Origin of the sequence: Thiemannella venezuelensis, from assembly GCF_014203605.1 — a bacterium.
GTDB classification, from domain to species: Bacteria; Actinomycetota; Actinomycetes; order Streptosporangiales; family Streptosporangiaceae; genus Planomonospora_A; species Planomonospora_A venezuelensis.
Map to the genome: position 1 here is coordinate 25,365 of NZ_JACHJJ010000004.1, position 23,372 is coordinate 48,736.

Consider the following 23,372-nt stretch of genomic DNA (forward strand, 5'->3'; position numbering starts at 1 on the left):
GTGGACGTCGTTGGGAGAAACCGTATGCGTATCCGGCCGCTCCTCGCGCTCCTGATCGTGGTTCTCGGCATCGTGGGATGGGCCGTCTACGCGCTGACGCGCCCCGCGGAGTCCAGGAGCGGAAGTCCGGGCACCCCGGCCGCCACCGCGGGGGCGGGCGCGCCCCCGGTCGCGTCCCCTGAGGGGTCCGGCCCGGCCGCCGGTGCGGAGGAGGTCGCCAAGGCCTACCTGACCGCCTGGCAGGGCGCCGACCTGGCCACGATGGACCTGCTCGCGGTCGACGCCCCCGACGACTTCATCGAGCGGCACCACGCCTTCAGCCAGGAGCTGGGCATCGAGTCGCTGACGCTCACCCCCGGGACGGTCACGTTCCAGGGCGGGCAGGCGGCCGAGATGACGTTCCAGGGCGTCCGGCAGGTCGAGGAGCTCGGCGAGTGGCCGTTCTCCTCGACGCTGAAGCTGGTGGTCAGGGACGGCCGCTGGCGGGTGGCGTGGGCCCCGGAGACGCTCCATCCGGCGCTCAAGGACGGCGGGCGGCTCCGGATCAGGGACGTCCCCGCGGAACCGGCCGAGCTGGTCACCCGTTCGCAGGAGCGCTTCCCGCACGACAGCGGTGCCGAGAGCTACCTGAAGGCGCTCGCCGAGAGCGTGCCCGGGGAGGACTCCGAGGGCACCCCCGGGCTCGCCCTGGAGGCCGTCACCCCCGGCGGCGAGGTCCGGCGGCTCCTGGAGGAGCCGCCGGAGCCCGGGAAGAAGGTTCCCACCACCTTCTCCGGGACGGTCCAGGCCGCGGCGGCCAGGGCGCTGGACGGCGTGGACCACCCGGCCGCGATCGTCGCGGTCGAGTCCGCGACGGGCGAGATCCTCGCGGTCGCCGACCGGCTGGGCGGGAGGCACGCGTTCCTCGGCCTCTACCCGCCCGGCTCGACGTTCAAGGCGGTGACCGCCGCGGCTCTGCTCTCGGCGGGGCTCACCCCCGACTCCCCGGTCTCCTGCCCGGCCAGCTACGCGCCTCCGGGCGGGGCGGCGATCCCCAACGCCTCGTCCGTCACGGCGCTGGGCGCCACCACCCTGACCCGCGCCTTCGCGGTCTCCTGCAACACCACCTTCGTCGACCAGGCGACCCGAACGCTGCAGGACGGCGGCCTGGTGCGGGCCGCGGAGCTGTTCGGCTTCAACAAGCGGCTCGCGGTCCCGGCGGCCACCTGTTCGCTCAAGGCCCACCGGAACAACGACGAGCTGGCCGCCGACGCCATCGGCCAGAACTCGGTGCTGGCCAGCCCGCTCTGCATGGCCCTGGTCGCCGCGGCCGCGGAGAGCGGGACCTGGCACCAGCCGAGCATGATGAGACGCCCGGGGCAGGACGGCGACGACGTCCCGCTCCCGCCGGGCGTGGCCGAGGGACTGCGCACGATGATGCGGGCGGTGGTCACCGAGGGCACGGCCTCAGGGGTGTCCCTCCCGGAGGGTACGGCGGGCAAGACGGGCACGGCCGAGATCGAGACCGGGTCGGGGATCGCGGAGCACGCCTGGTTCATCGGGTACCGCGACGGCGTGGCCTTCGCCGTCCTGGTGGAGGAGGGGGGCAGCGGCGCCGGGACCGCCCTGCCCATCGCGGCCCGTTTCCTCCGCGCCCTGTAGGGGAGGGAGACGCCCGGGGAGGCGGCGCTGTAGGGAACATCACAACTTACGGGGGCGTAACCTACGATACCGTAGGTTCATGGCCCCGACCGTTGCTGAGAAGCTGTCCCTCCCGGACTCGATCAAGCCTCGTCTCCGCGGCTGGCTGCACGCCGGAGCGCTCCCCGTCACGCTCGTCGCCGGGTTCGTCCTCGTCGCCCTGGGCCCCACCCTGCAGGCGCGGCTCGCCTCGGCGATCTACGCGATCACCTCGGGCCTGCTCTTCGGCGTCTCGGCCACCTACCACCGCGGCACGCTCTCCCCGCGCCTGGAGGACGTGCTGCGCCGCCTCGACCACGCCAACATCTACCTGATCATCGCGGGCACCTACACACCGTTCGCGCTCCTCGCGCTGGACGGTCCGGCCGGCGCGGTGGTCCTCTCCGTGATCTGGACCGGGGCGATCGCCGGGGTGCTGTTCCGGGTGCTGTGGACCGGCGCGCCCCGCTGGCTGTCCACCGCCCTCTACATCGGGCTCGGCTGGACCGCCGTGTTCGTGCTGCCCCAGCTGATGGAGGGCGCCGGGGTCGCCGCGGTGGTCCTGGTCATCGCCGGCGGAGTGCTCTACACCGCCGGCGGCGTCGTGTACGGCCTGCGCCGCCCGGACCCGTCCCCCCGCTGGTTCGGCTTCCATGAGGTCTTCCACGCCTTCACCCTCGCGGCCTACCTGGTGCAGTACGTGGCGGTGTCGCTGGTGGTCTACGGCGCGTCCTGACGTGTTGCGCGCCGGAGGGGACGTGGCGCGTCCGGCGGAGCCTCCCGGCGGCCCGCCGCGCCGGGCGGGAACCCCGCGGACCCGCTAGGACGGCCCGGACCGCTGCGCCGAGGCCGCGCGGGGCAGCGTGAGGACGATGCGGATGCCGCCGCCGGCCTGGTTCTCCACGGCCACGTCGCCCCCGTGCCATCGGACGATCTTATCGGTGATGGACAGGCCGATGCCCAGGCCGGCGATGGCCTGCTCCTCGGCGTTCGGAGCGCGGTAGAAGTCCTCGAAGACATGCTTCAGGGCCTCCGCCTCGACCGCGATCCCGGTGTCGCGGATCTCCAGGGTGGGTGCGGGTTCGGCGGTGACGACGACGTCGATGGTGCCGCCGGGCAGGGTGAACTTGACCGCGTTGTCCAGCAGGTGGCGCAGCGCCTGCCGCAGCCGTCCGGCGTCGACCCACACCTCCGCCCCGGCGGGGGCGTGCAGGTTCAGGGTGTGGCCCTTGCTCCGCGCGTCGTCGATGACGTCGCCGACCGCCTGGCTTGTGAGACCGGCCAGATCCGCGGGGCCCGGGCTGAAACCGAGGCTCCCGGCGTTGAGGCTCGCCAGCAGCAGCAGGTCGTCCAGCAGATCCAGCAGGCGCGCCCTGTTGCGCTCCACCACCTCCAGGAACCTGTGCTCGGTGGCCTCGTCCAGCCCGCCTTCCTTCAGGAGCCGCAGGTAGCTCCGGATCGAGGTCATGGGGGTGCGGAGCTCGTGGTTGACCGTGCGCAGGAACTGCTCCTTGAGCTCCTGCAGCTCCCGCAGGCCCTGGGTGAACCGGTCGCGTTCCTCCGCGCGGCCGTGCGCCTCCAGCAGCATGGTGGCGTTCGCGGCCAGGGAGAGCAGCACCTCCCGCTGCTCGGAGGTCAACCGGCGCGGCCGGTGGTCGAACAGGCACACCGTGCCCAGGGTGTGGCCCCGGCTGCTGAGCAGCGGCGCGCCGACGTAGTAGCGCACGTGCGGCTCGCCGGTCACCAGCGCGTCCTCCCGGACGCGCGGATCGGCCAGCGCGTCGTGGATCTCCAGGGGCGCACCGGCGTCGACGACGTACGGGCAGAACCCGCTGTCGCGGTCCACGCCGCTCAGATCCATGCCCACCCGGCCCTGGAAGTACTGCCGCTCCCCGCCCACCAGGTTGACCAGCGCGACCGGCATCCGGCAGATGCGGGCGGCCAGGACGGCGATGCTGTGGAGCTTGGGCCCCAGGGCGGGGTCCAGCACTCCCAGCTCCTCCATCTCCCGCAGCCGCTCGGCCTCGTCGGCCGGTATCGGCGTCTTCGGCATTCGCACCCCATCCGAATCCTCGTGGCGCGTCCCGGGAGCGCCCCGTCTGCCGGGTACCAGTCGGTTCATGCCCAGGTCACCGGCGGCCTACCGCCTTCCGGCCGGTTCATGCCCAGGTGGCCGGGGTCCACCGGCCGGCGCGACCTAGGATGCCCCCATGACGAGCATCCGCGAGCTGGCCGCCGAGCCGTACGTCTCCGTGACGACCTTCCGCAGGGACGGTACGGCGGTCGCCACCCCCGTCTGGGCGGCTCCGGACGGGGAGGCCCTGGTGATCTGGACGCCCGCCGCCGCGGGGAAGGTCAAGCGGATCCGCAACGACCCCCGGGTCACGCTCAGGGCGTGCGACCTGCGAGGAAACGTCCGGGGCGGGGAGGCCGAGGGCCGTGCGGAGATCCTGTCGGCGGAGGAGACCGAGCGGGTGCGGGCCCTGCTGAGGAGGAAGTACGGCCTGCAGGGCCGCCTGGTCATCCTCGGCAGCAAGCTCCGGCGGGGCGCCCGGGGGACCGTCGGGATCCGCATCGCCCCCGCGGGCTGAGCGGCACCACCCCCGTGAGCTGAGCGGCCGCCCGCTCCCGTGAGCTGAGCGGCCGCCCGCTCCCGTGGGCTGAGCGGCCACCCGCTCCCGGCGCGCCGCCGGGAGCGGGCTGCTCCAAGGCCGGAACGGGCTATCCCGCGGCGGACAGGCGGCGGGCGGCGAGCTCGGCGTAGAGCGCGGCGCCGTCCGCCAGCACGGCGTCGTCGAAACGCGCCTGCGGGGAGTGGTTGTAGGCCGCCCGGCGCGGGTCGAGCTCCGGCGGGCACGCGCCGAGCGCCACGAACGCCGACGGGACCCGGTCGCACACGTAGGAGAAGTCCTCCGCGCCGGTGAACGGCTGCGGCGCCTCGGCGAAGCGCTCCTCGCCGTAGACCTCGCGGACGGTCTCGCCGACGAATCCGGCCTCGGCGCCGTCGTTGACCGTGACCGGGTAGCCCATGTCGAAGACGGCCTCCACGTCGAGGCCGTGCGCCGAGGCCACACCCTCGACGAGGGCGACCGCCCGCTCCCGGACCCGCTCGTGCGAGGCGGCGGAGAACGACCGGATCGTCGCCTCGAACCGGGCCTCCTCGGGGATGACGTTGTCGACCGTGCCGGCGTGGAAGGTGCCGACGGTGACCACCACCGGGTCGAACACGTCGAAGCCGCGCGTCACCATCGACTGGAGCGCGAGGACCATCTCGCACGCGGCCGGGATGGGATCCTTCGCCAGGTGCGGGGCCGAACCGTGGCCGCCCGCGCCGCGCACGGTCACGACGAGCTTGTCGGCGGCGGCCATGATCGGTCCCTTCCGGGTGATGAACAGCCCGTTCGGGAGCACCGAGCTGATCACGTGCAGGGCGTAGGCCGCGACCGGCCACTCGCCCGCCGCGTCCAGCACGCCCTCATCGATCATGATCTTCGCGCCCCGGTGGCCCTCCTCGCCCGGCTGGAACATGAAGACCACGTTTCCCGCGAGCCGGTCGCGCCGGGCGGAGAGCAGGTGGGCGGCCCCGGCGAGCATGGAGGTGTGCAGGTCGTGGCCGCAGGCGTGCATCCTGCCGTCCAGCCGGGAGACCGGCGCCGCGTCGCCGCGCTCGGAGACCGGCAGGGCGTCCATGTCGCCGCGGAGCAGCACGGTCGGGCCCGGCAGGCCGCCCCGGAGCACCGCGGTGACCGAACTCAGTCCCCGGCCGAGCCGTACCTCCAGGGGGAGGCCGTCCAGCGCGGTCAGCACCTTCTCCTGGGTCCGGGGCAGATCGAGCCCGAGTTCGGGCTCCCGGTGCAGGGCGTGGCGGAGGCGGATCAGCTCGTCGCGCATGTCGGCGGCGGATTCACGGAGAGACACCGGGCGTTCCTCCAGGTTCGTCGTCCTGATGGTCATGGAAGGGCCCCGAGCGGCCCGCGGTGCCGGAAACCTCGAAGACGCGGCGTTCGCACCGGCTTGCGGACGACCTTCTGGGGCGATCTTCCCCGATCGGGCGGGATGGGAACACGATCGACCCGCGGTGGCGAAGAATATTCACAAAATAGGCGATCTGAGCGTAATCTCTTCGGGTAGATGCGCTATCGACGGGGAATAGTCTGTCCGACTCACCGTGGAGGGGACATGGACGTGCACGGCCGCCTCGCTCGCCACCTGCTCGTCGACGGCTACCGGCTGGTTCTGGACCTCGAACGCAGCCGGGGCTCCCGGCTCGTCGACGCCCGGACCGGCCGGAGCTACCTGGACTTCTACACCTGCTTCGCCTCGGCGCCGCTCGGTATGAACCCCTTCGGCGACGATCCCGGCTTCCTGGCCCTGCTCGGTGCGGTCGCCGCGAACAAACCCGCCAACTCCGACCTCTACACCGAGCACTTCGCCGACTTCGTCGAGACCTTCACCCGGGTGCTCGGCGACCCCGAACTGCCCCATCTGTTCTTCGTGGAGGGCGGCGCGCTCGCCGTGGAGAACGCGCTCAAGTGCGCCTTCGACTGGAAGAGCCGCCGCAACGCCGCGGCGGGCCGCTCCCCGGAGCTCGGCACCCGGGTGCTCCACCTCACCCGCGCCTTCCACGGTCGCAGCGGCTACACCCTCTCGCTGACCAACACCGACCCGGTCAAGACCGACCGGTTCCCGAAATTCGACTGGCCGCGCATCGAGGTGCCCGCCATCCACCTCGGGGACGTCGAGGCCGCCGAGGAGCGGGCCCTGGCGCAGGCGCGGGCGGCCTTCGAGCGGCACCCGCACGACATCGCCTGCTTCATCGCCGAGCCCATCCAGGGCGAGGGCGGCGACAACCACATGCGCGCCGAGTTCCTCCAGGCGATGGAGCGGCTCTGCCACGAGCACGACGCGCTGTTCATCATGGACGAGGTGCAGACCGGTGCCGGCACCACCGGCACCCCCTGGGCCTGCCAGCAGCTCGGCCTGCGTCCCGACGTGATCGCCTTCGCGAAGAAGGTCCAGGTCGGCGGGGTGATGGCGGGCCGCAGGGTGGACCTGGTGCCGGAGAACGTGTTCCAGGTGAGCGGCAGGATCAACTCCACGTGGGGCGGCGGGCTGGTGGACATGGTCCGCTCCCGCCGGATGCTGGAGATCATCGAGCGCGACGGTCTGATCCCGCGCGCCGCCGAACTGGGCGGGGAGCTCCTCGCCGCGCTGACGGAGCTCCAGGAGGCCTTCCCCGGTCTGGTGGAGAACGCGCGGGGGCGTGGCCTGATGTGCGCCTTCGACCTCCCGGATCCGGCGGGACGCGACCGCCTGGTGACCGCGCTCAGAGAGGACGAGGGCGTGCTGGTCCTCGCCTGCGGGGAACGGTCGGTACGGCTCCGCCCGGCGCTCTCGGTCACCTCGGCGGAGCTCCGGGAGGGTGCCTCCGCCATCACCCGCGCCCTGACGGCCTCCCGGGCGCTCAGCCTGTCGGTTTAGGCGTGTCCCGCGGTGGGGCGCCCCGGGCGGCCTGCTCCAGCCAGAGGCCGATGGCGGTCACCCGGGAGTCCACACCGAGCTTGGCGTAGATCCGGTTCACGTGGTTCTTGACGGTCTTCTCACTGAGGAACAGGTGCCGGGCTATCTGCCCGTTGGAGTGGCCGTCCGCGATCAGCTCCATGACCTCGGTCTCACGCCTGCTCAAGCCCGTCACGACTCTGGGCTCGGCGTTGAACCCGGCATCGTCGACTCTCATCCGCCCTCCGTGGCAGCAACACGGTCAGGTCGCCGAGGCCCCCGGTCTTACGGCGTAGCGATAGCAGCGAGCATAACCCGTAATATCCCTCTTTGGTGGGTAAAGCAGAACGGCCGGTCCCGAAGGACCGGCCGTTCGCATGGGGTGAGCGAGGGGACTTGAACCCCCGGCATCCAGGACCACAACCTGGCGCTCTGCCAACTGAGCTACGCCCACCATGCCCGCCGCGGCTTGCACGTCGCAGCAGCACATGAAAAGTGTAGCGGTGTTTGGGAGTCCTCACGTACCCGATTTATCGCGGCGCCGTGTCCCCGCCCTGGCCCGGGGACTTCGTGGTGGAGACCCCCTCGGCGAGCTCGCGTGCGGTGGCGGAGTCGGGACCGGGCTGGGCCACGAAGACCGCCGCCCGGTAGTACCGCAGCTCGCGGATGCTCTCGACGATGTCGGCCAGCGCGCGGTGGCCGCCCTGCTTCTCCGGGGAGGCGAAGTAGACCCGGGGGTACCAGCGCCGGGCCAGCTCCTTCACCGAGGAGACGTCGATCATCCGGTAGTGCAGGAAGGCGTCCACGGCGGGCATGTCGCGCGCGATGAACGACCGGTCCGTGGCGATGGAGTTGCCGCACAGCGGCGCCTTCTTCGGCTCCGGCACGTGGCTCTTGATGTACTCCAGCACGAGGGACTCGGCCTCGGCCAGCGTGACGCCGCCGCCCAGCGCGGTCAGCAGGCCGGAGGCGGTGTGCATCTCCCGCACCACCTCCGACATCTGCTCCAGCGCCTCGGGCGGGGGCTTGATGACCACGTCCACCCCCTCGTCCAGCTGGTTGAGCTCGCCGTCGGTGACCACGCAGGCCACCTCGACGAGGGCGTCACGGCCGAGGTCGAGCCCGGTCATCTCACAGTCGATCCAGACCAGCAGGTCGCTCATAGCCTTCAGGGTAGTGCCCCCGCTCACTTGATCTTGAGGGACTTCAGCACGCGTTCGGTCACCGAGAAGTCGAGATTGTCCGGGACGGACATGTACAGCAGCGCCGGGCGCTTGCCCGCTCCCCGGTCCACGAGGACGAAGGTGACCCGCTCCTTCTTCCACTTCCAGCCGTAGAGCTCCGACGACCGGGAGAAGTCCAGTTCGAGCGTGAGCTGCCGGGCGGGCCTGCCGCCGATCGTGAGGGCCTTGTCCTCGACGACGTCCCGCGCGTGCTGCGGCTCGTAGTAGACCGGCTCGATCGCGTGGAGCAGGGTCGCGAGGGTGCCCTTCATGCTCTCGGCGCCGCTGTAGTCGAACCCGTCCGGCAGTTCCGCGGTGTAGATGTTGCCGAGCCAGTCGCTGCCCTTGTCGTCGTAGTCCTCGTGGGACATCGTCACGACGCCGCTGGTCCAGGTGAGTCCGAGCGGGCCGGGCGCGTTGACCTGGGGAACCTGCCACCTGTCGTCGGGGGAGTCGTAGGACAGGCCGGTGACCGGGTCGGTGATGCGCCCGCCGTCCGGCTGGGGGAGCTGGGCGGGAGGCGGAACCGGGGACGTCGTGAGGTCGGGCGTCGGTGTCGGCGTCGGTGTCGGCGTGGGCTGCTGCGTCGTCGCGGATGCCGAGGGCCGGGTGGTGGGGCTGCTCGCGGTCGACGTGCGGTCCGCGCCGACCAGGAAGACGGCCGCGACCACGATGACGGCGACCAGCACGACCGCCCCGGCGCCGCCCAGGATCCACGGCAGACGGCTCTTGCCGCTCCCCGCCGGGGCGGGGTGTCCGGCGGGCGCGCCGTACCCCTGGACCGGCGGCTGCGAGGCGCCGCCGGCACCGCCCGGGCCGACCGGACCGGCGGGCATGCCACCGGGCGCGCCACCCCACTGGGGTTGCTGGAACTGGGCCGTCGTGCCGCCCTGGGGCGGCACGGAAACGGCCTGCGGGACCGCGCTCTGGGGTGCCGTGCCGGGTGCCGCCATGCCCTGGGGTGCGGTGCCGGGTGCCGCCATGCCCTGGGGCGCCGTGCCCGCCGGAGGGGAGGACGGGCCGGTCTGCGGCGCCGGTGCCGCGTCCTGTCCGGCCGGCGCGTCCGTCGGGTGGGTGGCGTCGGTCCACTGGTTGCCGTCCCACCACCGCAACTGCGGAGAGCCGTAGGGATCGGGATACCAACCTGCGGGGGTTTGCGTGGTCATGGCCGCCAGAGTAGTAAGAACCGGAATGTGCTGCATTCCGGACTTGCTGTGACATTCATGAACATCTGTAGGTGAAGCTCGCCCGATCCTCGAGCTTCGCGCCCTCGGGCACCGGCGAGAGCAGCCGCAGGGTGGCCGTTCCCTTGAAGCTCCCCTCACCCTTGACGGTCCACTCGAGGCTCACCTCGTGCGAGGTCCTCCCCGCCTCCACCGTGTCGCTCTGCTCGATCGGCGCCTTGCGGTCGCTCCGTTTCCACTGGTAGCGGATCTCGCCCGCCTCCCCGTTGGTGGTGAGCACCCCCCGGATCCGGACGGTCGTGTCGCAGCCCTGCGCCTTCTTCGGCGCGACCACGTCGACCTCCTCCACCGCCAGCGGCTGAGCGGCCCCCCGCAGCAGCCAGACGACCAGGGCCACCACGACCATCAGGGCCAGGGTCGCGGTGGACACCACGGTACGGCGCCGCCCGGCCCGCGCCCGGGACGCCCGCAGGCCCCCCGGCCGGTCCGGCCGCCCGGCGGGGAGCACCGTCTCCTGCTGATCCCGGCCCGCGCGCCAGATCTGCTCCGCGGTCGTCTCCACCGGCACCCCCGGGCCGAACCGCATGACGACATCGTCGGTCCGGCCCCGGCCGGAGGCGTCATCGGTCCGGCCCCGGCCGGAGGTCGGGACGTGCAGCAGGGTGACGATGTCCCCCTCGTCGGCCCCCTCGGCCCCCCTCCCGTGCGGAGCGGCCGGCGCGGGAGCCGGTGGCGCGACCGGGGAGGCCGCGTCGCGGGCGGCCCACCGGTGCAGCGTCTCCACCAGCCTGTCGCGGGTGGGGAATCCCCGCGGCAGCAGGTCGCGCCCGGCGAGCAGGGCGTCCCGGGCCGCGGCGAGGCCGTGGGTGGAGGCCGCCGTCGCGGCCCGTTCGAACAGCTCGGCGGAGCGGAGGTCACCCGCCGCCCAGGTCGCGGCCAGCCCGCGGGCGAGCGCCGCCCAGGCCGCCACGTCCCGCTCCGGCGCCGCGGGCCGCCCGTGCAGGGCGTCGGCCAGGCCGCGCTCGGCGAGCAGCGCCGTACCGTCGGCGGCGATCACCACGGTGCCGGGATGCAGGGACCCGTGGGCGAGCCCCGCGGCGTGCACGGCCAGCAGGGTCTGCGCGGTCTCCACCAGGACGACGGCCGCGCTGCCCGCGTCGGGCCGCGGCGCGCCGGGCGCCCCGGCCAGCAGGTCGGTCACGGTCGGGTCGGCCGGATCCGAGGTGATCAGCCAGATCTCGTCGTGCGCCGCGACCAGGTCGGCGACCGGAAGCAGCCCGGCCGGTCCGCCCTGGGCGAGCTTGCGGTCGGCGACCACGGCCGCGACCAGCCGGTCGCGCGCCGCCGGATCTGCGACCAGCCGCGGGTCGAACCTGAGCGCGCCGCCGGGCCTGCCGTCGGCGGAGAGCGCCGAGGACCACGTGCCGAGCTCGCCGATCCGGGTCCGCCCGGTCAGCCGGACCCCGCCGAGCTCCCCCCGATGAGCGTTCACGATCGTGTTCGTCCCGCCATCTACCGCCGCCTCCGATGCCGCCCCGCCGTGCCGCGCCTCACCGTCAGTGTGAACGGAACCGCGCCGCTCGTCACCAGTCCCAGGGCCAGGAGCGCGGAGGGAGCGGCCGCGGGGCCGGGCGACGGGGTCTCCCGCCGCGGCACCTCGGGCTCGTTCGTCCCGTCGTTGGTCGGCGTCGAGGTCGGGGTGTCGCTGGGCGTGGGGGTGTCACTGGGCCTGGGCCTGGGAGAGGACGTGGTCGGGTCCGGAGTGGGCGTCCGGGTCGGCGTCGGCGTCGGGGTGGCGCTCCTCGTCGGAGGCTTGTCCGGGATACCGATGCCGGAGCCCTCCTCGTCCTCGGTCGGGGTGGGCGTCGGCGTCCTGCCCGGCGTCGTGCCGGGCGTTCTCGTCGGCTTCCTGGTGGGTCTCGCGGACGGGGTCGACGACGGGGCCGCCGTGGCGGTGGGCGCCACCGGCGGAGGGCTGGCGGCCTGGGTCGGGGTCGTGGCCGGCGTCGGCTCGGTGGTCTCCTCCACCGGATCCTCGGTCTCCTCGGCCGGAGTGACCGTCTCCACCGGCTCGGAGGGCGCCGCGGTCGGGGTGGTGGCCGCGCTCTGCGTCCGGATCACGGTCTCGCCGCCGGAGGTGAGCAGGACGGCGACCACGCCGCCGATCACCGCGACGGAGCCGGCCCCGACCAGGATCTTCGTGCTCAGCCTGCCGAGCAGCGACGCGCCGTCGCCGCCGAGGTCGGTCTCCGCGACGGAGGTGTCGGCCTCCGGCGACTTCTCCTCCAGCGGGAACAGCGCCGCGAGCAGCCCGGCGAGCCCGGCGAGCCTGCGGCGGCCGCGCTCCTGCCAGTCCGGTCCGTAGGCGTCGGCGGCCACCGCCTCCAGTTCGGAGAGGAAGGCGGCGGCGGTCGGCGGGCGGTCGGCCGGGTTCTTGGCCAGTCCCCGCTCCACCAGCCCCTGCAGCGGGGGCGGGACCTCCTCGACGGGCGGGGGCATGGTCTGGTGCTGCCGGGCCAGCGCGGGGACGCTCTGCGCGCGGAAGGGCCGGGCGCCCGTGAGGCACTCGAAGAACACGACGGTGGCGGCGTAGACGTCGGTGGCCGGACCCGCGGGAGCGCCCGTCCACTGCTCGGGCGCCATGTACGGCGGCGTGCCCGCGGGGGCGTCACCGTCGCCGGCGCGGACCGCGATGCCGAAGTCGACGAGCCGGCTCGTCCCGTCGGCCTCCACCATCACGTTCTCCGGCTTGAAGTCGCGGTGCACGACCCTCGCCTTGTGCGCGGCGGCCAGACCCATGAGCGAGCCCTTGAGCACCAGGAGCGCGGCCTCGGGGCCGGTGGGGCCCTCGGAGCGGAGGATCGCGCGCAGGGCGACGCCGTCGATCAGCTCCATGACGATGGCCGCGCCCTCGCCGGTCTCGACGTAGTCGTACAGCCGTACCGTGTTCCGGTCGTTCAGCCGGTGCAGCAGCCGGGCCTCGTGCCGGAAGCGGGCCACGAAGCCGACGTCCCGGCGGAGCTCCTCGGACAGATACTTGATCGCTACCAGGACGCCCTCGGCGTCGTGCCGTGCCATGACCACGCGCCCGGCGGCACCGGCGCCCAGTTCGCGGATCTCCGTGTAGCCGGGGACCCGCCAGGCCGATGGCGTGCCGTACATAACGGTTTCCTCCGTTGCCTGGGCCCCCACCCGTAACAGACGGACCGTAGTTTAGCCATAAGATCACGGACTCTGCTGATAAATACCGAATCCGCACGAAAAGGGCGATGCCTGAAAATTATCCGATCTTGCCAGGTTTGCGGATCTTCCCGGGCCGCTTGGTGATCTTCGGGGTGGGTTCGGGGGTGGCCTTCGGGCTCGGCGCGGAAGTGGATCCGCCGGCCGGCGGAGGCGTGGGGGTGGCAGTGGGCCGGGGGTCGGGCGTCCGGGTGGGCTTCGGGCACGCGGCGGTCCGGCCCGCCGCCCGGTCGGTGCGGCCCGAGGGCAGCCCGGTCGCCACCACGCTCCAGCCGGAACCGCACGGCACCTTCGGGAACGTGAACCTGACCGTCTCGGTGTAGCTCGTCGTCCCGGACATCGGCACGACCGCCTGCCGGCTCGCCCGCCCCACCCGGAAGACGACCCGCAGGCGCACCGGCCGGGTGTTCGCCGCCTTCACGGTGACCGTCGCGACGGCCAGGCCCCGGGCGTTGAGACCGGCCCGCAGCACGTCCACCCCGCGCACCCGCGGCTTCGGAACCGGGGTGGGAGTCGGCGTGCGGACGGAGGTGGGCGTGGCGGACGGTCGCGGGGACGCCGGGGGAGACGTCGACGGGGAGCGGGAGGGAGCCGGGCTCTCCGCGGGGGTGGCCGTGGCGGCGGGCGTGCCCGGCGAGGGGTCCGGTGTCCCGGTCGCGGGGGACCCCGGATTCCCGGAGGACCCTGGATTCCCGGAGGACCCTGCGTTCCCGGAAGGCCCGGTGCTCCCGGAGGGCCCGGTGCCGGACGGGTCCGTGGCCGTCCCCGACGGCCCCGCCGGGAGCGGGGAGGCGACCGGCGGGCTGGGGAAGGCGGGGACCGGGGAGGAGGCCGGCGGCGCGGCGGCGGCGACGTCGATCCGCTGCGGGGGCGGAGTCCGGTCCGCGGCCAGCACGTAGACGCTGACGCCGCCGGCGGCGAGCGCCAGCCCGGCTCCGGCCGCGACCCCCGCCGACCTCCTGCGCAGCCCGCCCAGGACGGTGCGGAACAGGGTGGTCCCGGCCAGCGTGGTCCCGGCCAGCGCGGTCCGGGCTCCGGCGCGCGGCGGTCCGAGCCGGAACAGCAGGGGGAGCAGCAGCGCCAGCGCGGCCAGCCGGCGCCGTCCGCGCTCCTCCCAGTCCTCGCCGTACCCGGCCGCGGCCGCGGCCTCCAGCTCGGCCACGAACAGGGCGGCGGTGGCCGGCCGGTCCGCCGGCTCCTTCGCCAGCCCCCGGGTGACCAGGTCCCGGACGGGCTCGGGCACGTCCTCCACCGGGACCGGGGCGTTGCGGTGCTGGTGCATCAGCACGGCCCGCTCGGTCGCCTGGTACGGCCGGTGCCCGGTCAGGCACTCGAAGAAGACGGCGGTGGCGGCGTACACGTCCGCGGAGGGGGAGGCCGGAGCGCCCGTCCACTGCTCGGGGGCCATGTAGGGAGGCGTGCCCGCGGGCCGGTCCGCCCGGCCGGCCCGCACGGCGATGCCGAAGTCCACCAGCTTGCTGGCGCCGTCCGCCTGGACGAGCACGTTCTCCGGCTTGTAGTCGCGGTGCACCAGCCCGATCCCGTGCGCGGCGGCCAGGCCGGTGAGCGAGCCCTTGAGCACGACGAGGGCGGCCTCCGGCCCGGTCGCGCCGTGCTCGCGGAGCAGCTCGCGCAGGGAGACGGCGTCGACGGCCTCCATCACGATCGCGGCGTTCCCGGCGTGCTCGACGTACTCGTAGAGCCGGGCCACGTTCGGGTCGGCGAGCTCCACCAGGAGCCTGGCCTCCTCGCGGAAGCGCAGCAGGAAGCCCGGGGAGTCCAGGAGGTCGTCCGCCAGGTACTTGATCGCGACCTGGACGCCCGACTCGTCGTGCCGGGCGAGCACCACCCGGCCGCCTCCGCCCGCGCCGAGCTCGCGCAGCTCGGTGTATCCGGGCGGGCTCCATCCGCTGGCCGTCATCGCGTCCCTCCACCGGGTCGGGGTGCGGTCCCCCTGTGAGACGCGCGGCCGGGCCGTCCGGTTCGCCGGAGAGGCCTATCCGGTGGTCGCGGTCCGGGAGGCGATGTGCCCGGGGACCTCCAGGCCGCCGGGCATCGCCGGGTCCGGCTCGGGGGCGCCCCAGGTCGTGCGGAGCGGCAGGACGCCGGCCCAGACCGGCAGCGCGTAGTCCTCCTCCTCGTCGACCGGCGGGCCCTGCCGTACCTTCACCGAGGCCTCCTCCAGGGAGAGGGCGAGCACGGCCGTGGCGGCGAGCTCCTTGCGGGTCGGCGGGCGGGCGGCGTCCCACTGGCCGGGGGCGAGCTGCTCGGTTATCGCGCGCAGCCCGGCCAGGTGCTCCTCGGGGTCGTCCACCCACCGGGGGCGGCCGTAGATCATGGCGGAGCGGTAGTTGACCGAGTGGTTGAAGACCGAGCGCGCCAGGACGATGCCGTCCAGGTGGGTGACGGTGACGCAGACCTCGCCGCCGGAGCCGCCCGCGCGCAGGGAGGTGGCGCCGGTGGAGCCGTGCAGGTAGAGGGTGTCGCCGATGCGGCCGTAGCCGGTGGGGACGACCATCGGGACGCCGTCGCCGGTCACGACGCCCAGATGGCAGATCAGGCCGGCGTCCAGCACCGCGTAGAGGTCGTCGCGGTCGGTTCGGGCGCGCTTCTTGCCGCGCCCGAGGGCGGTGCGGGGAGTCGTCGAGAGCATGCCCCTAACCTAGGGAGAAGTGGACATATAGAACATATCCACTTCATGTCGCTTCCAGGAGACCACTTTGCCGCGTCTGCTCGCCGATCCGCCCGTCTCCCCGGCGCGCTCCGGGGCCCGCGGCGTACCCCGCTCCGCCCGGCTCGTCGACCTGCCCGTCTCCGTGGACCGCGGCCTCCGGGTCCCGCTCTCCGCCCAGCTCGCCGGCCGCCTCCGCCTCGCCATGCGGGACGGCACGCTCAAGCCCGGCGAGCGCCTCCCCTCCACCCGGGCCCTCTCCGTCCAGCTCGGCGTCAGCCGTACCGTCGTCACCGAGGCGTACCAGCAGCTCTACGCCGAGGGCTGGCTCGAAGGCCGCCATGGCTCCGGCACCTACGTGGCCGACCTGGCGCTCCCCGCGCCTCCCGCCTCCTGCGGCGGAACGGGGTACGGCACCGCGGCGCCGGGCGGTGCCGAGCCCCCGCGGCCGGGGGACGCCGGTGCGGGCGTCCCCGCCACCTCCCGCGGCCGGATCCGGTCCGGCGGGGAGACGGTCGACCTGCGGCCGGGGCAGCCGTGGGTGAGGGACTACGACGAGGCCGCCTGGCGCCGGGCGTGGCGGCGGGCGGCCGAGCTGCCGCCGGGCGACGACCCGGACCCGTACGGGCTGCCCCGGCTCCGCCAGGCGCTGGCCGGGCATCTGCGCCGGGTCAGGGGGATCGCCGTCGGCCCGGAGAACATCATGGTCACGCGGGGCACCGGGAACGGGCTCGACCTGGTCGCGGCCGCCTTCCTGCGCCCCGGCGGCCGGGCGGGCGTCGAGGACCCCGGCTACGACAAGGCAGGCAACATCTTCGCGGCCCGGGGCGCCGGGATCGTCCCCTGCCCGGTGGACGACGACGGCGTCCTCGTGGACGGCCTCCCCGAGGATCTCGGCGTCCTCTACACCACCCCCGCCCACCAGTACCCCCTCGGCGGGCGCCTGCCCGTCCCGCGCCGCGAGCGCCTGCTGGCCTGGGCCCGCCGGAGCGGCGCGCTCGTCGTGGAGGACGACTACGACGCGGAGTTCCGCTACGACGTCGCCCCGCTGCCCGCCCTGTACGGCCTGGACCCGGCCCGGGTGATCCTGCTGGGCACGATGTCCAAGAGCCTCTCCCCGGACGTCGGCGTCGGCTGGCTGGTCGCGGTCCCCGAGCTGCTCGACACCGTCGCCCGGACCCGCAGGGCCCTGTCGGACCGGACCGGGGGCCCGGCCCAGCAGGCGGTGGCCGTACTCCTCGAACGGGGCGACCTGGACCGGCACCTGCGCCGCATGCGGCTGGAGTACGCCCGGCGGCGGGCCGCGATCGTGGCGGCCCTGGGCCCGCGGGTGACGGGCGGCACCGCGGGGCTGCACGTCATGGTCGGGCTCCCGGAGCACGAGGTCGGGCCGCTGGTGGAGGCCGCCCGCGCGCGGGGGGTACTCCTCGAGACCACGGCCCGGTACCACCGCGGCCCGGTCCGCAGGCCCGGCATCGTGCTCGGGTACGGCTCCGCCTCGCTCTCCCAGGTCCGGCGGGCGGTGGCGGTGCTCGCGGAGCTGCTGGAGCCGGTGCGGCCGTCCGCCCGGCCGGGTGACGGACCCGGCCGGGTGCGGGCCTGCGGGGTGACGGGCCTACGGGGTGACGGGCCTACGGGGTGACGGACGGGGCCGGGGCGAAGGCGCGGGCGACCGGCAGCGCGCGACCGGCGTACAGCGGATCGACCGGGAGCACGTGCCGCCCCCACCAGCGCGCGACCCGGGGAGCGGGCGAGGCCTCGGTGAACTCCGGCAGGTAGTCGTCGTAGGGCGGGTCGTAGAGGTAGCCGGTCGCGACGCCGTGCCGCTCCAGCTCGGCGATGGCCGCGTCCCGGTCGGCGACCAGCAGCGGCACCCGGAAGAGCGGCTGGTCCAGGTGGTCGCGCACGGCCGCGGCCGCGGTCGGCAGCCTGGCCAGCAGCCGGACCCCGGCGAGCCGCCGGTCGCGCTCACCGGGCAGGGCGCGCAGCCGCCGCGACTGGTACCACCGGGCGAGCGGTCCCCGCCGGGTGCGGTAGTCGTGCAGGTCGGCCCGGACCCAGGAGTCGAACGCGGCGAGGTCGGGCGCGTGCTTCACCGCCAGCCGCACGTCGTCGGGGCGCGGGTCGATGCGGTAGCCGTCCCGGGGCTCCTCCATCCCCAGGACCCTGGAGAGCTTCAGCGCGGGCCTGACCAGGCCGAGGCGGAGGGCGGCCCGCCTGGCCGCGGAGGTCAGCACGGAGTGGAGTTCGTTCGCGAACACCCCGGGCAGCAGCAGCCGGTCCCGCTCGCGCTCCAGGGCGCGCAGGTCGGCCCGGTGCTCGACCGCGATCACCCCGCCGGACCCGGCCCCCGGATGCTTGGAGAAGCTGTAGACCCCGGCGACCCCGAACGTGCCGAGCGGCCGGCCGCCGACGGTGGTCTCGATGCCGTGCGCGACGTCCTCGATCAGGGGCTTGCCCGCGAACGCCGACACCCGGTCGGGCAGGCCGTACAGGTTGGTGGTCAGGACCGCGTCCACCGAGGTGAGGTCGGCCGCGGCGGGGTCGATGTTGCCGTCGGCCGGTGAGAGCGGCGCGATCACCGGGCGCAGCCCGGCGGCCAGCACCAGGAAGAGGATCTCGTCGGCGGAGATCGGCGACATCAGCAGCCGCTGGCCCGGCGTGCACCAGTGCCGCAGCGCGAGGTAGAGGCCGAGCCGGTTGGAGGGCACGGCGAGGCAGTGGCGGCCGGTCCTGCCGGCCACCAGGGCTTCGGGGCTCATACGATCGGACCGTTGGTGTTCACGGGGCCGCCTATGACTGCACGGAGGTGCGGATGCGGCCGAAGGCCTTCAGCGCCCGGTCGGCGGTGGTCCGCAGCGCCGGGTTGGCCAGGACCGTGCCGCGCGCCTTGCGGACCGGGACCCGGAGCATCCAGTGCACCCCGGCGCCGGCGGACGGCCGGGCGATCCGGCCCTCGGCCACCTCGTACTCGCCGTTCTTGAGCTTCTCCTTGTACTCCTTCTCGCCGCGGCCCATGTCGATCACCTGGATCCCGCGCTCGGCGGCCTTCTCGGCCATGGCCAGGTGCTGGATCAGGCCGGGGGAGTACTTGGCGAAGGCGGTGTCGTAGGCGGGGAACCAGCCGGCGAGCGTGGTCGCGGTGCGCAGCCCGAAGTGGCCGGCGACCGGGCGGCCGTCGACGTAGAACATGTCCAGCACCCCGGCGAAGTGCACGGTGTCCACGGCGAGCAGGCGTTCGACCAGTTCCACGATCCACGGCCGGGAGAACCGGTCGGTGCGTCCGGTCCGCCGGTACTGCTCGGTCTTCCAGCCGAGCAGCGTGCGCAGCGCGGCGGGGTCGGTGGTGGCGTGGTCGTAGCGGGTCTCGCCGACGTCCCGCTGCAGCTTGCGGTGCTTGTAGGCCGTCGTGCGGTAGGTCTTCCCGGAGGTCTGCTTGATCGTCTCGACGTAGGCCGCGTGGCCGTCCCGCATGTCGATGATCGGCGACGGGTGGCGGGTGTGCCGGCCGGGGAGCAGCGGCTGCGCCGCGACCAGGTGGTCGAACTCGAACACGGCCAGGCCGCAGTCCTTGATCAGGCGCTGCGGGTCGAGGTCGATGTCCTTGGCGTGGACCATCCCCTGGGCGTCGGTCAGCCCGGCGGCCACCGGCTTGCCGATGCCCAGCGGGTGCCGTTCGAAGGGGAGGAACCCCACGGTGTCGGGCCCGTCGTGCATGATGGCGACCCGGACGTCGTTGCGGAGGGCGCCGACGGTGGTGGTGAACTCCGGGGACAGGAACGGGTTGTCGAAGGCCGGGGAGGCGGTCTGGAGTTCCCTCCAGAGATCGATGTCTTCGGGGCCGAGATCGCGAGGGTGAACGATAGAGACGCGCATGAGCTCCTACTGGGACTGGGGTGTGCGGTTTCCCCTACGCCCTCCAGCATGGACTTCCGGACGAACGTTTGCAGTTGAAGCGTGTCATGTCGGGCGTAATGTAACGGTAAAAGATCGCAGTGCCCAGCGGTTCGCCGGATATGCATCATTTTGAGATCGTCATCGAGCCGCCGGGCTGGCGCAGCCCACCAGAATAGGGTTCTAATTGGGGGCTATGAACGTCCCTGGCATCGACTGGCCCCGGCTGACCGGATGGATGTCCGCCAACGTCCCCGAGGCGGGGGAGCCCGTCGGAGCCTCCCTGATCTCCGGCGGCCGGTCCAACCTGACCTACGTCGTCGAGACCGCCGGGCGCCGCCTGGTGCTGCGCCGCCCCCCGCTCGGCCACGTCCTGCCCACCGCCCACGACATGCGGCGCGAGTGGCGGGTGATCTCGGCCCTCGCGCCGACCCCGGTCCCCGTCCCCGAACCGGTCGCCTTCTGCGCCGACGAGGACGTCATCGGGGCGCCGTTCTACCTCATGGCCCACGTGGACGGCGCGGCCGTGCGGAGCCGGGAGGACGCGGGGGAGCTGTCGCCCGGGCAGACCCGCCGGCTCTCCGAGCGGCTGGCCGAGGTGCTCGCGGCGATCCACGCGGTCGACTACCGGCAGGTGGGGCTGGGCGACTTCGGCCGTCCCGAGGGGTACATGGCGCGCCAGCTGGAGCGCTGGGGCCAGCAGTGGGAGCGGTCGAAGACCGCCGACCTGCCCGGGCACGACCGGCTGGCGGCCCGGCTGCGCGAGAGACTGCCCGCCCGCTCGGCCTCGGCCCTGGTCCACGGCGACTACCGGCTCGACAACACGCTCGTACGGCTCTCGCCGGAGCCCGGCATCCTCGCCGTCGTCGACTGGGAGATGTCCACCCTCGGCGACCCGCTCGCCGACCTCGGCCTCACCCTGACCTACTGGCAGGACCCCGGCGACGACGAACGCGACTCCATCCCGGTGGCGGCCGGCGTGACCGTCGCCCCCGGGTTCCTCACCGCCCGAGAGTTCGCCGCGCACTACGCCAAGGTGTCCGGCGCCGACCTGTCCGACCTCGATTTCTACGTCGCCTTCGGCAACTACAAGCTCGCCGTCATCGTGGAGGGCATCCACGCCCGCTTCACGCAGGGAAAGACGGTGGGCGAGGGCTTCGAGCACATCGGCGCGGCGGTTCCCACCCTCATCGAGCGCGCCCACCGGGTCCTGGACGGCTGATCCAGGGGGGGCCGGAACGGGTTTCAAGTGCCCTGCAAGGGTGCTGGATACGGTAGTAATGCAGCTATAACGCTTCTCTGTGAAGCATGCTTACGTACGGTCACCACGGTGACGGCTGTGGAACGCTGTAATCCGGCAGACGAGGATCGAGGACGAAACCCGTGATACCGACTAAGGGAAGGCACCAGAGGAGGCGCCCGAGCTGGCCGGTCGCGCTGGGAGCGGGGGTCGTCACCCTGGTGCTCATCGCCGTGATCGTCGTTTTCTCCTCACGCGAGGAGGTGCCGCGAGGGCAGCCCATGACCCTCCCCCCGACGCAGCCGGCGCCGACGCTGGCCGCGCCTCCCGCGACCGAGGACTGGCCGCGCTGGGGCGTGACCCACACCGAGTACAGCGCCGACAACGACGGGTCGCGGGACACCGCGGCCGCCGCGCACCTGCTCGGCCGGGTTCCGATGGTCCAGAACCAGCACATCATGGGCTGGGGCGCGGGCAACCCCGAGCCCGCCCCGGGCAAGTACGACTTCCGCGACCTCGACCGCCGCGTCAAGCTCATGTCGGACTCCCAGGCCGTTCCGGTGATCACGCTCTGCTGCGCGCCCGACTGGATGAAGGGCGGCAGCGAGGGCCGGACCGACTGGAGCCGCTCCTCGCTGGAGACCGCGCCCCAGCGCAAGCACTTCGACGACTTCGCGAAGCTGGTCACGACGGTGGCCAAGCGCTACCCCACGGTCAAGCACTACATGGTCTGGAACGAGTTCAAGGGCTTCTGGAACAACGCCCAGAACCGCTGGGATGCCGAGGCCTACACCGAGATGTACAACAAGGTCTACGACGCGCTGAAGGCCGTGGACGAGGACATCAAGGTCGGCGGGCCGTACGTGCCGATCCTGAGCAACAAGAACGGCGGCGGCTCGGAGCTGCGGGGGGCGTGGGGCACCGCCGACCAGCGCGACCTGGACGCCGTCGAGTACTGGATCAAGAACAAGAAGGGCGCCGACTTCATCGTGATCGACGCCGCCTCGATGACCAAGGACGCCGGCATCCACCCCGACGAGTTCACCGCGCTCGGCAAGTTCAGCGCCCTCACCTCCTGGCTCAGGGAGAAGGGCGGCGACCTGCCCGTCTGGTGGGCGGAGTGGTACGTCGCCCCCGACGACGTCGACTGGACCGAGGCGCGCCGCACCGCCGTGCAGACGGCGGCCATGATGGAGTTCGCCACCAGCGGCGCCACCACCGCGCTCTACTGGAACCCCCAGCGCAAGGCCGGCGAGGAGTGCCCCGCCTGCCTGTGGAGCCCCGGCAAGGGCGACGAGCTGCCGATGGCGGGCGTCCTGAGCGGCTTCACCAGGTGGTTCCCGGCCGGAGTGACGCTGGAGACGGTCACCTCCTCCGATCCCAAGGTGCGGGTCCTCGCCCAGCAGCGCATGCTGGTGATGGTCAACACCACGAACGAGGACGTCACCGTCACCGTGGACGGCAAGCAGGTCGAGCTGGGGCCGTACGAGGTCAGGTGGAGCGAGCGCCGCGGCGCGTAGCCGCCGCTCAGGGCCTGCGCAGGTTGGTGAGCCAGCGCAGCAGCCACTCCGCCGGCCCGTACCGGTGGCGGCCGAGCCACACGCGGCTGTAGCAGGCCTGGACCATGAAGATCGTGACGGCGATCGACACGACGGTGAGCGGGCTGAGCCGGTCCACGAGGCCCAGCCCGTACCCGGTGAACAGCAGTGAGCAGATCAGGGACTGGCCCAGGTAGTTCGTCAGCGCCATCTGCCCCGGCGGCACCAGCATGCCGGTCAGCCGCGGGGCCCGGGGCAGCAGGCGCAGCAGCGTCGCCGCGTAGGCTGCGGCCAGCAGCGGCGCGGTGAGCAGGTCCACCGCCTGACCGATCATGTGGTAGGCGCTGCCGCCGTCCGACCACGTCGAGTGCGTGGCGACGGCCGCGCCGGCGAGCCCGACGGGGAAGCCCGTCCACTGCAGTCTCCGCAGCACGGCGTCGTGCCCGGAGGCGGTGGCGAGCGCCCGCATCTTGCCGGCGGCCAGCCCGGCCAGGCAGGCGGCCAGGACCGCGGGCCCCTGGAAGAGCACCCGGAACACAAGGATCTTGCCCAGCTCGCGCAGGTGCTCATTGATGATCATCGCTGCCGATCCGTGCAGGGCGCGGTCGGTCCGCGCCGCCTCGGCCGCGCCACCCGAGATCGTCCCCGAGGCGTCGGCGCCGAGCAGGGCGAGGACGGCCAGCAGGATGAAGCCCACTGCCAGCAGCACGGTCAGCGCGATGGCGGCGGTCATCGCGGCACGCGGGGTGATCCGCCGGGCCGCCAGCAGGACCAGTCCGACCACGGCGTAGGTGATCAGGATGTCGCCGGGGAACAGCAGCACCGCGTGGGCGGCGCCGAGGAGGAGCAGCCCGGCCAGCCGTCGCAGGAACCGGGGGACGAACGCCGCTCCCGAACCCGCGGCCGAGTCGAGCTGGAGGATGAAGCTGTAGCCGAACAGGAACGAGAAGAGCAGATAGAACTTGTTCTCGAAGAGCATCGTGACGGCCCGGCGCACCCCCCAGTCCAGCGGTGCGGAGAACCCGGGCTCGGCCAGCCCGGCCATCCGGTATCCCGAGGCCAGATAGGCGATGTTGACGACCACGATGCCCAGGAGCGCGAACCCCCGCAGGGCGTCGACGGCGGCGATCCGGTCTCCGGGAAGCCCGGTGGTCGTGGCCGGCCCTCCATGTTCCCCTGCACGCACAGTAACCCCTTCCTCACGCTACGGGAGGATGGCGGTCA

Annotated in this window: 19 protein-coding genes and 1 tRNA gene; 7 read left to right on the forward strand and 13 right to left on the reverse strand. The window is 73.3% G+C overall.

Annotation, left to right across the window (positions count from 1 at the left end):
• Nucleotides 1–24: 24 nt before the first annotated feature.
• Entirely contained in the window at nucleotides 25–1,641 is a 1,617-nt protein-coding gene (locus FHS22_RS07775) for a penicillin-binding transpeptidase domain-containing protein (protein ID WP_184939725.1), read from the forward strand.
• A gap of 79 nt (nucleotides 1,642–1,720) precedes the next feature.
• Complete coding sequence (gene trhA / locus FHS22_RS07780) at nucleotides 1,721–2,395, forward strand: PAQR family membrane homeostasis protein TrhA (protein ID WP_184939726.1); 675 nt, start codon at nucleotides 1,721–1,723, stop codon at nucleotides 2,393–2,395.
• 84 nt (nucleotides 2,396–2,479) lie between these two features.
• On the opposite strand, the gene FHS22_RS07785 is transcribed toward trhA, so the two are convergent.
• Nucleotides 2,480–3,712, reverse strand: coding sequence for a GAF domain-containing sensor histidine kinase (locus FHS22_RS07785; RefSeq protein WP_184939728.1), 1,233 nt, complete (start codon nucleotides 3,710–3,712; stop codon nucleotides 2,480–2,482).
• A gap of 157 nt (nucleotides 3,713–3,869) precedes the next feature.
• Between FHS22_RS07785 and FHS22_RS07790 the strand changes: the two genes are divergently transcribed.
• Nucleotides 3,870–4,250, forward strand: coding sequence for a PPOX class F420-dependent oxidoreductase (locus FHS22_RS07790; protein ID WP_184939730.1), 381 nt, complete (start codon nucleotides 3,870–3,872; stop codon nucleotides 4,248–4,250).
• Between the two features lie 130 nt (nucleotides 4,251–4,380).
• Here the strand turns inward: FHS22_RS07790 and FHS22_RS07795 are convergent, their stop codons facing one another.
• Nucleotides 4,381–5,577 carry a M20 metallopeptidase family protein gene (locus tag FHS22_RS07795; RefSeq protein WP_184939731.1) on the reverse strand — a complete coding sequence of 399 codons (1,197 nt, stop codon included), beginning with the start codon at nucleotides 5,575–5,577 and terminating at the stop codon, nucleotides 4,381–4,383.
• A gap of 261 nt (nucleotides 5,578–5,838) precedes the next feature.
• Here FHS22_RS07795 and lat point away from each other — a divergent pair, with 261 nt between their 5' ends.
• Nucleotides 5,839–7,140 carry an L-lysine 6-transaminase gene (gene lat / locus FHS22_RS07800; protein ID WP_184939733.1) on the forward strand — a complete coding sequence of 434 codons (1,302 nt, stop codon included), beginning with the start codon at nucleotides 5,839–5,841 and terminating at the stop codon, nucleotides 7,138–7,140.
• Here lat and FHS22_RS07805 read toward each other — a convergent pair.
• From FHS22_RS07805 to FHS22_RS07840, 8 genes are all read right to left on the reverse strand, one after another.
• Complete coding sequence (locus FHS22_RS07805; protein ID WP_184939734.1) at nucleotides 7,124–7,396, reverse strand: helix-turn-helix domain-containing protein; 273 nt, start codon at nucleotides 7,394–7,396, stop codon at nucleotides 7,124–7,126. The two genes, lat and FHS22_RS07805, sit on opposite strands and share 17 nt — an antisense overlap.
• Before the next feature lie 140 nt (nucleotides 7,397–7,536).
• Nucleotides 7,537–7,612, reverse strand: a tRNA-His gene (locus FHS22_RS07810).
• A 76-nt stretch (nucleotides 7,613–7,688) separates the two neighbouring features.
• Entirely contained in the window at nucleotides 7,689–8,321 is a 633-nt protein-coding gene (gene orn / locus FHS22_RS07815; protein WP_184939736.1) for an oligoribonuclease, read from the reverse strand.
• Between the two features lie 23 nt (nucleotides 8,322–8,344).
• Nucleotides 8,345–9,547: a DUF2510 domain-containing protein gene (locus FHS22_RS38930; protein ID WP_221473380.1), complete on the reverse strand. Its 1,203-nt coding sequence runs from the start codon at nucleotides 9,545–9,547 to the stop codon at nucleotides 8,345–8,347.
• Between the two features lie 55 nt (nucleotides 9,548–9,602).
• Nucleotides 9,603–11,057, reverse strand: a complete 1,455-nt coding sequence (locus tag FHS22_RS07825; RefSeq protein WP_184939737.1) for a protein kinase family protein — start codon at nucleotides 11,055–11,057, stop codon at nucleotides 9,603–9,605.
• 20 nt (nucleotides 11,058–11,077) lie between these two features.
• Complete coding sequence (locus FHS22_RS07830; RefSeq protein WP_184939739.1) at nucleotides 11,078–12,727, reverse strand: serine/threonine-protein kinase; 1,650 nt, start codon at nucleotides 12,725–12,727, stop codon at nucleotides 11,078–11,080.
• A 118-nt stretch (nucleotides 12,728–12,845) separates the two neighbouring features.
• Nucleotides 12,846–14,726, reverse strand: a complete 1,881-nt coding sequence (locus tag FHS22_RS37260; RefSeq protein ID WP_221473381.1) for a serine/threonine-protein kinase — start codon at nucleotides 14,724–14,726, stop codon at nucleotides 12,846–12,848.
• Nucleotides 14,727–14,801: 75 nt separating this feature from the next.
• Nucleotides 14,802–15,458: a pyridoxamine 5'-phosphate oxidase family protein gene (locus FHS22_RS07840; protein WP_184939741.1), complete on the reverse strand. Its 657-nt coding sequence runs from the start codon at nucleotides 15,456–15,458 to the stop codon at nucleotides 14,802–14,804.
• 163 nt (nucleotides 15,459–15,621) lie between these two features.
• On the opposite strand from FHS22_RS07840, the gene pdxR reads away from it, so the two are divergent.
• Nucleotides 15,622–17,118, forward strand: a complete 1,497-nt coding sequence (gene pdxR, locus FHS22_RS07845; protein WP_338047682.1) for a MocR-like pyridoxine biosynthesis transcription factor PdxR — start codon at nucleotides 15,622–15,624, stop codon at nucleotides 17,116–17,118.
• On the opposite strand, the gene FHS22_RS07850 is transcribed toward pdxR, so the two are convergent.
• Together FHS22_RS07850 and FHS22_RS07855 are read right to left on the reverse strand one after the other, a co-directional pair.
• On the reverse strand, nucleotides 17,108–18,238 hold the full coding sequence (locus tag FHS22_RS07850) for a DegT/DnrJ/EryC1/StrS family aminotransferase (RefSeq protein WP_184939742.1): 1,131 nt from the start codon (nucleotides 18,236–18,238) through the stop codon (nucleotides 17,108–17,110). The two genes, pdxR and FHS22_RS07850, sit on opposite strands and share 11 nt — an antisense overlap.
• Nucleotides 18,239–18,269: 31 nt before the next feature.
• On the reverse strand, nucleotides 18,270–19,352 hold the full coding sequence (locus FHS22_RS07855; protein ID WP_184939744.1) for a GNAT family N-acetyltransferase: 1,083 nt from the start codon (nucleotides 19,350–19,352) through the stop codon (nucleotides 18,270–18,272).
• 214 nt (nucleotides 19,353–19,566) lie between these two features.
• Between FHS22_RS07855 and FHS22_RS07860 the strand changes: the two genes are divergently transcribed.
• Both FHS22_RS07860 and FHS22_RS07865 read left to right on the forward strand, forming a co-directional pair.
• Nucleotides 19,567–20,592 carry a phosphotransferase family protein gene (locus FHS22_RS07860; protein WP_184939745.1) on the forward strand — a complete coding sequence of 342 codons (1,026 nt, stop codon included), beginning with the start codon at nucleotides 19,567–19,569 and terminating at the stop codon, nucleotides 20,590–20,592.
• Nucleotides 20,593–20,753: 161 nt separating this feature from the next.
• Nucleotides 20,754–22,130, forward strand: a complete 1,377-nt coding sequence (locus tag FHS22_RS07865; protein WP_338047647.1) for a GH39 family glycosyl hydrolase — start codon at nucleotides 20,754–20,756, stop codon at nucleotides 22,128–22,130.
• Nucleotides 22,131–22,137: 7 nt separating this feature from the next.
• Here the strand turns inward: FHS22_RS07865 and FHS22_RS07870 are convergent, their stop codons facing one another.
• Nucleotides 22,138–23,334 carry a DUF418 domain-containing protein gene (locus FHS22_RS07870; RefSeq protein ID WP_338047648.1) on the reverse strand — a complete coding sequence of 399 codons (1,197 nt, stop codon included), beginning with the start codon at nucleotides 23,332–23,334 and terminating at the stop codon, nucleotides 22,138–22,140.
• Between the last annotated feature and the right edge of the window lie 38 nt (nucleotides 23,335–23,372).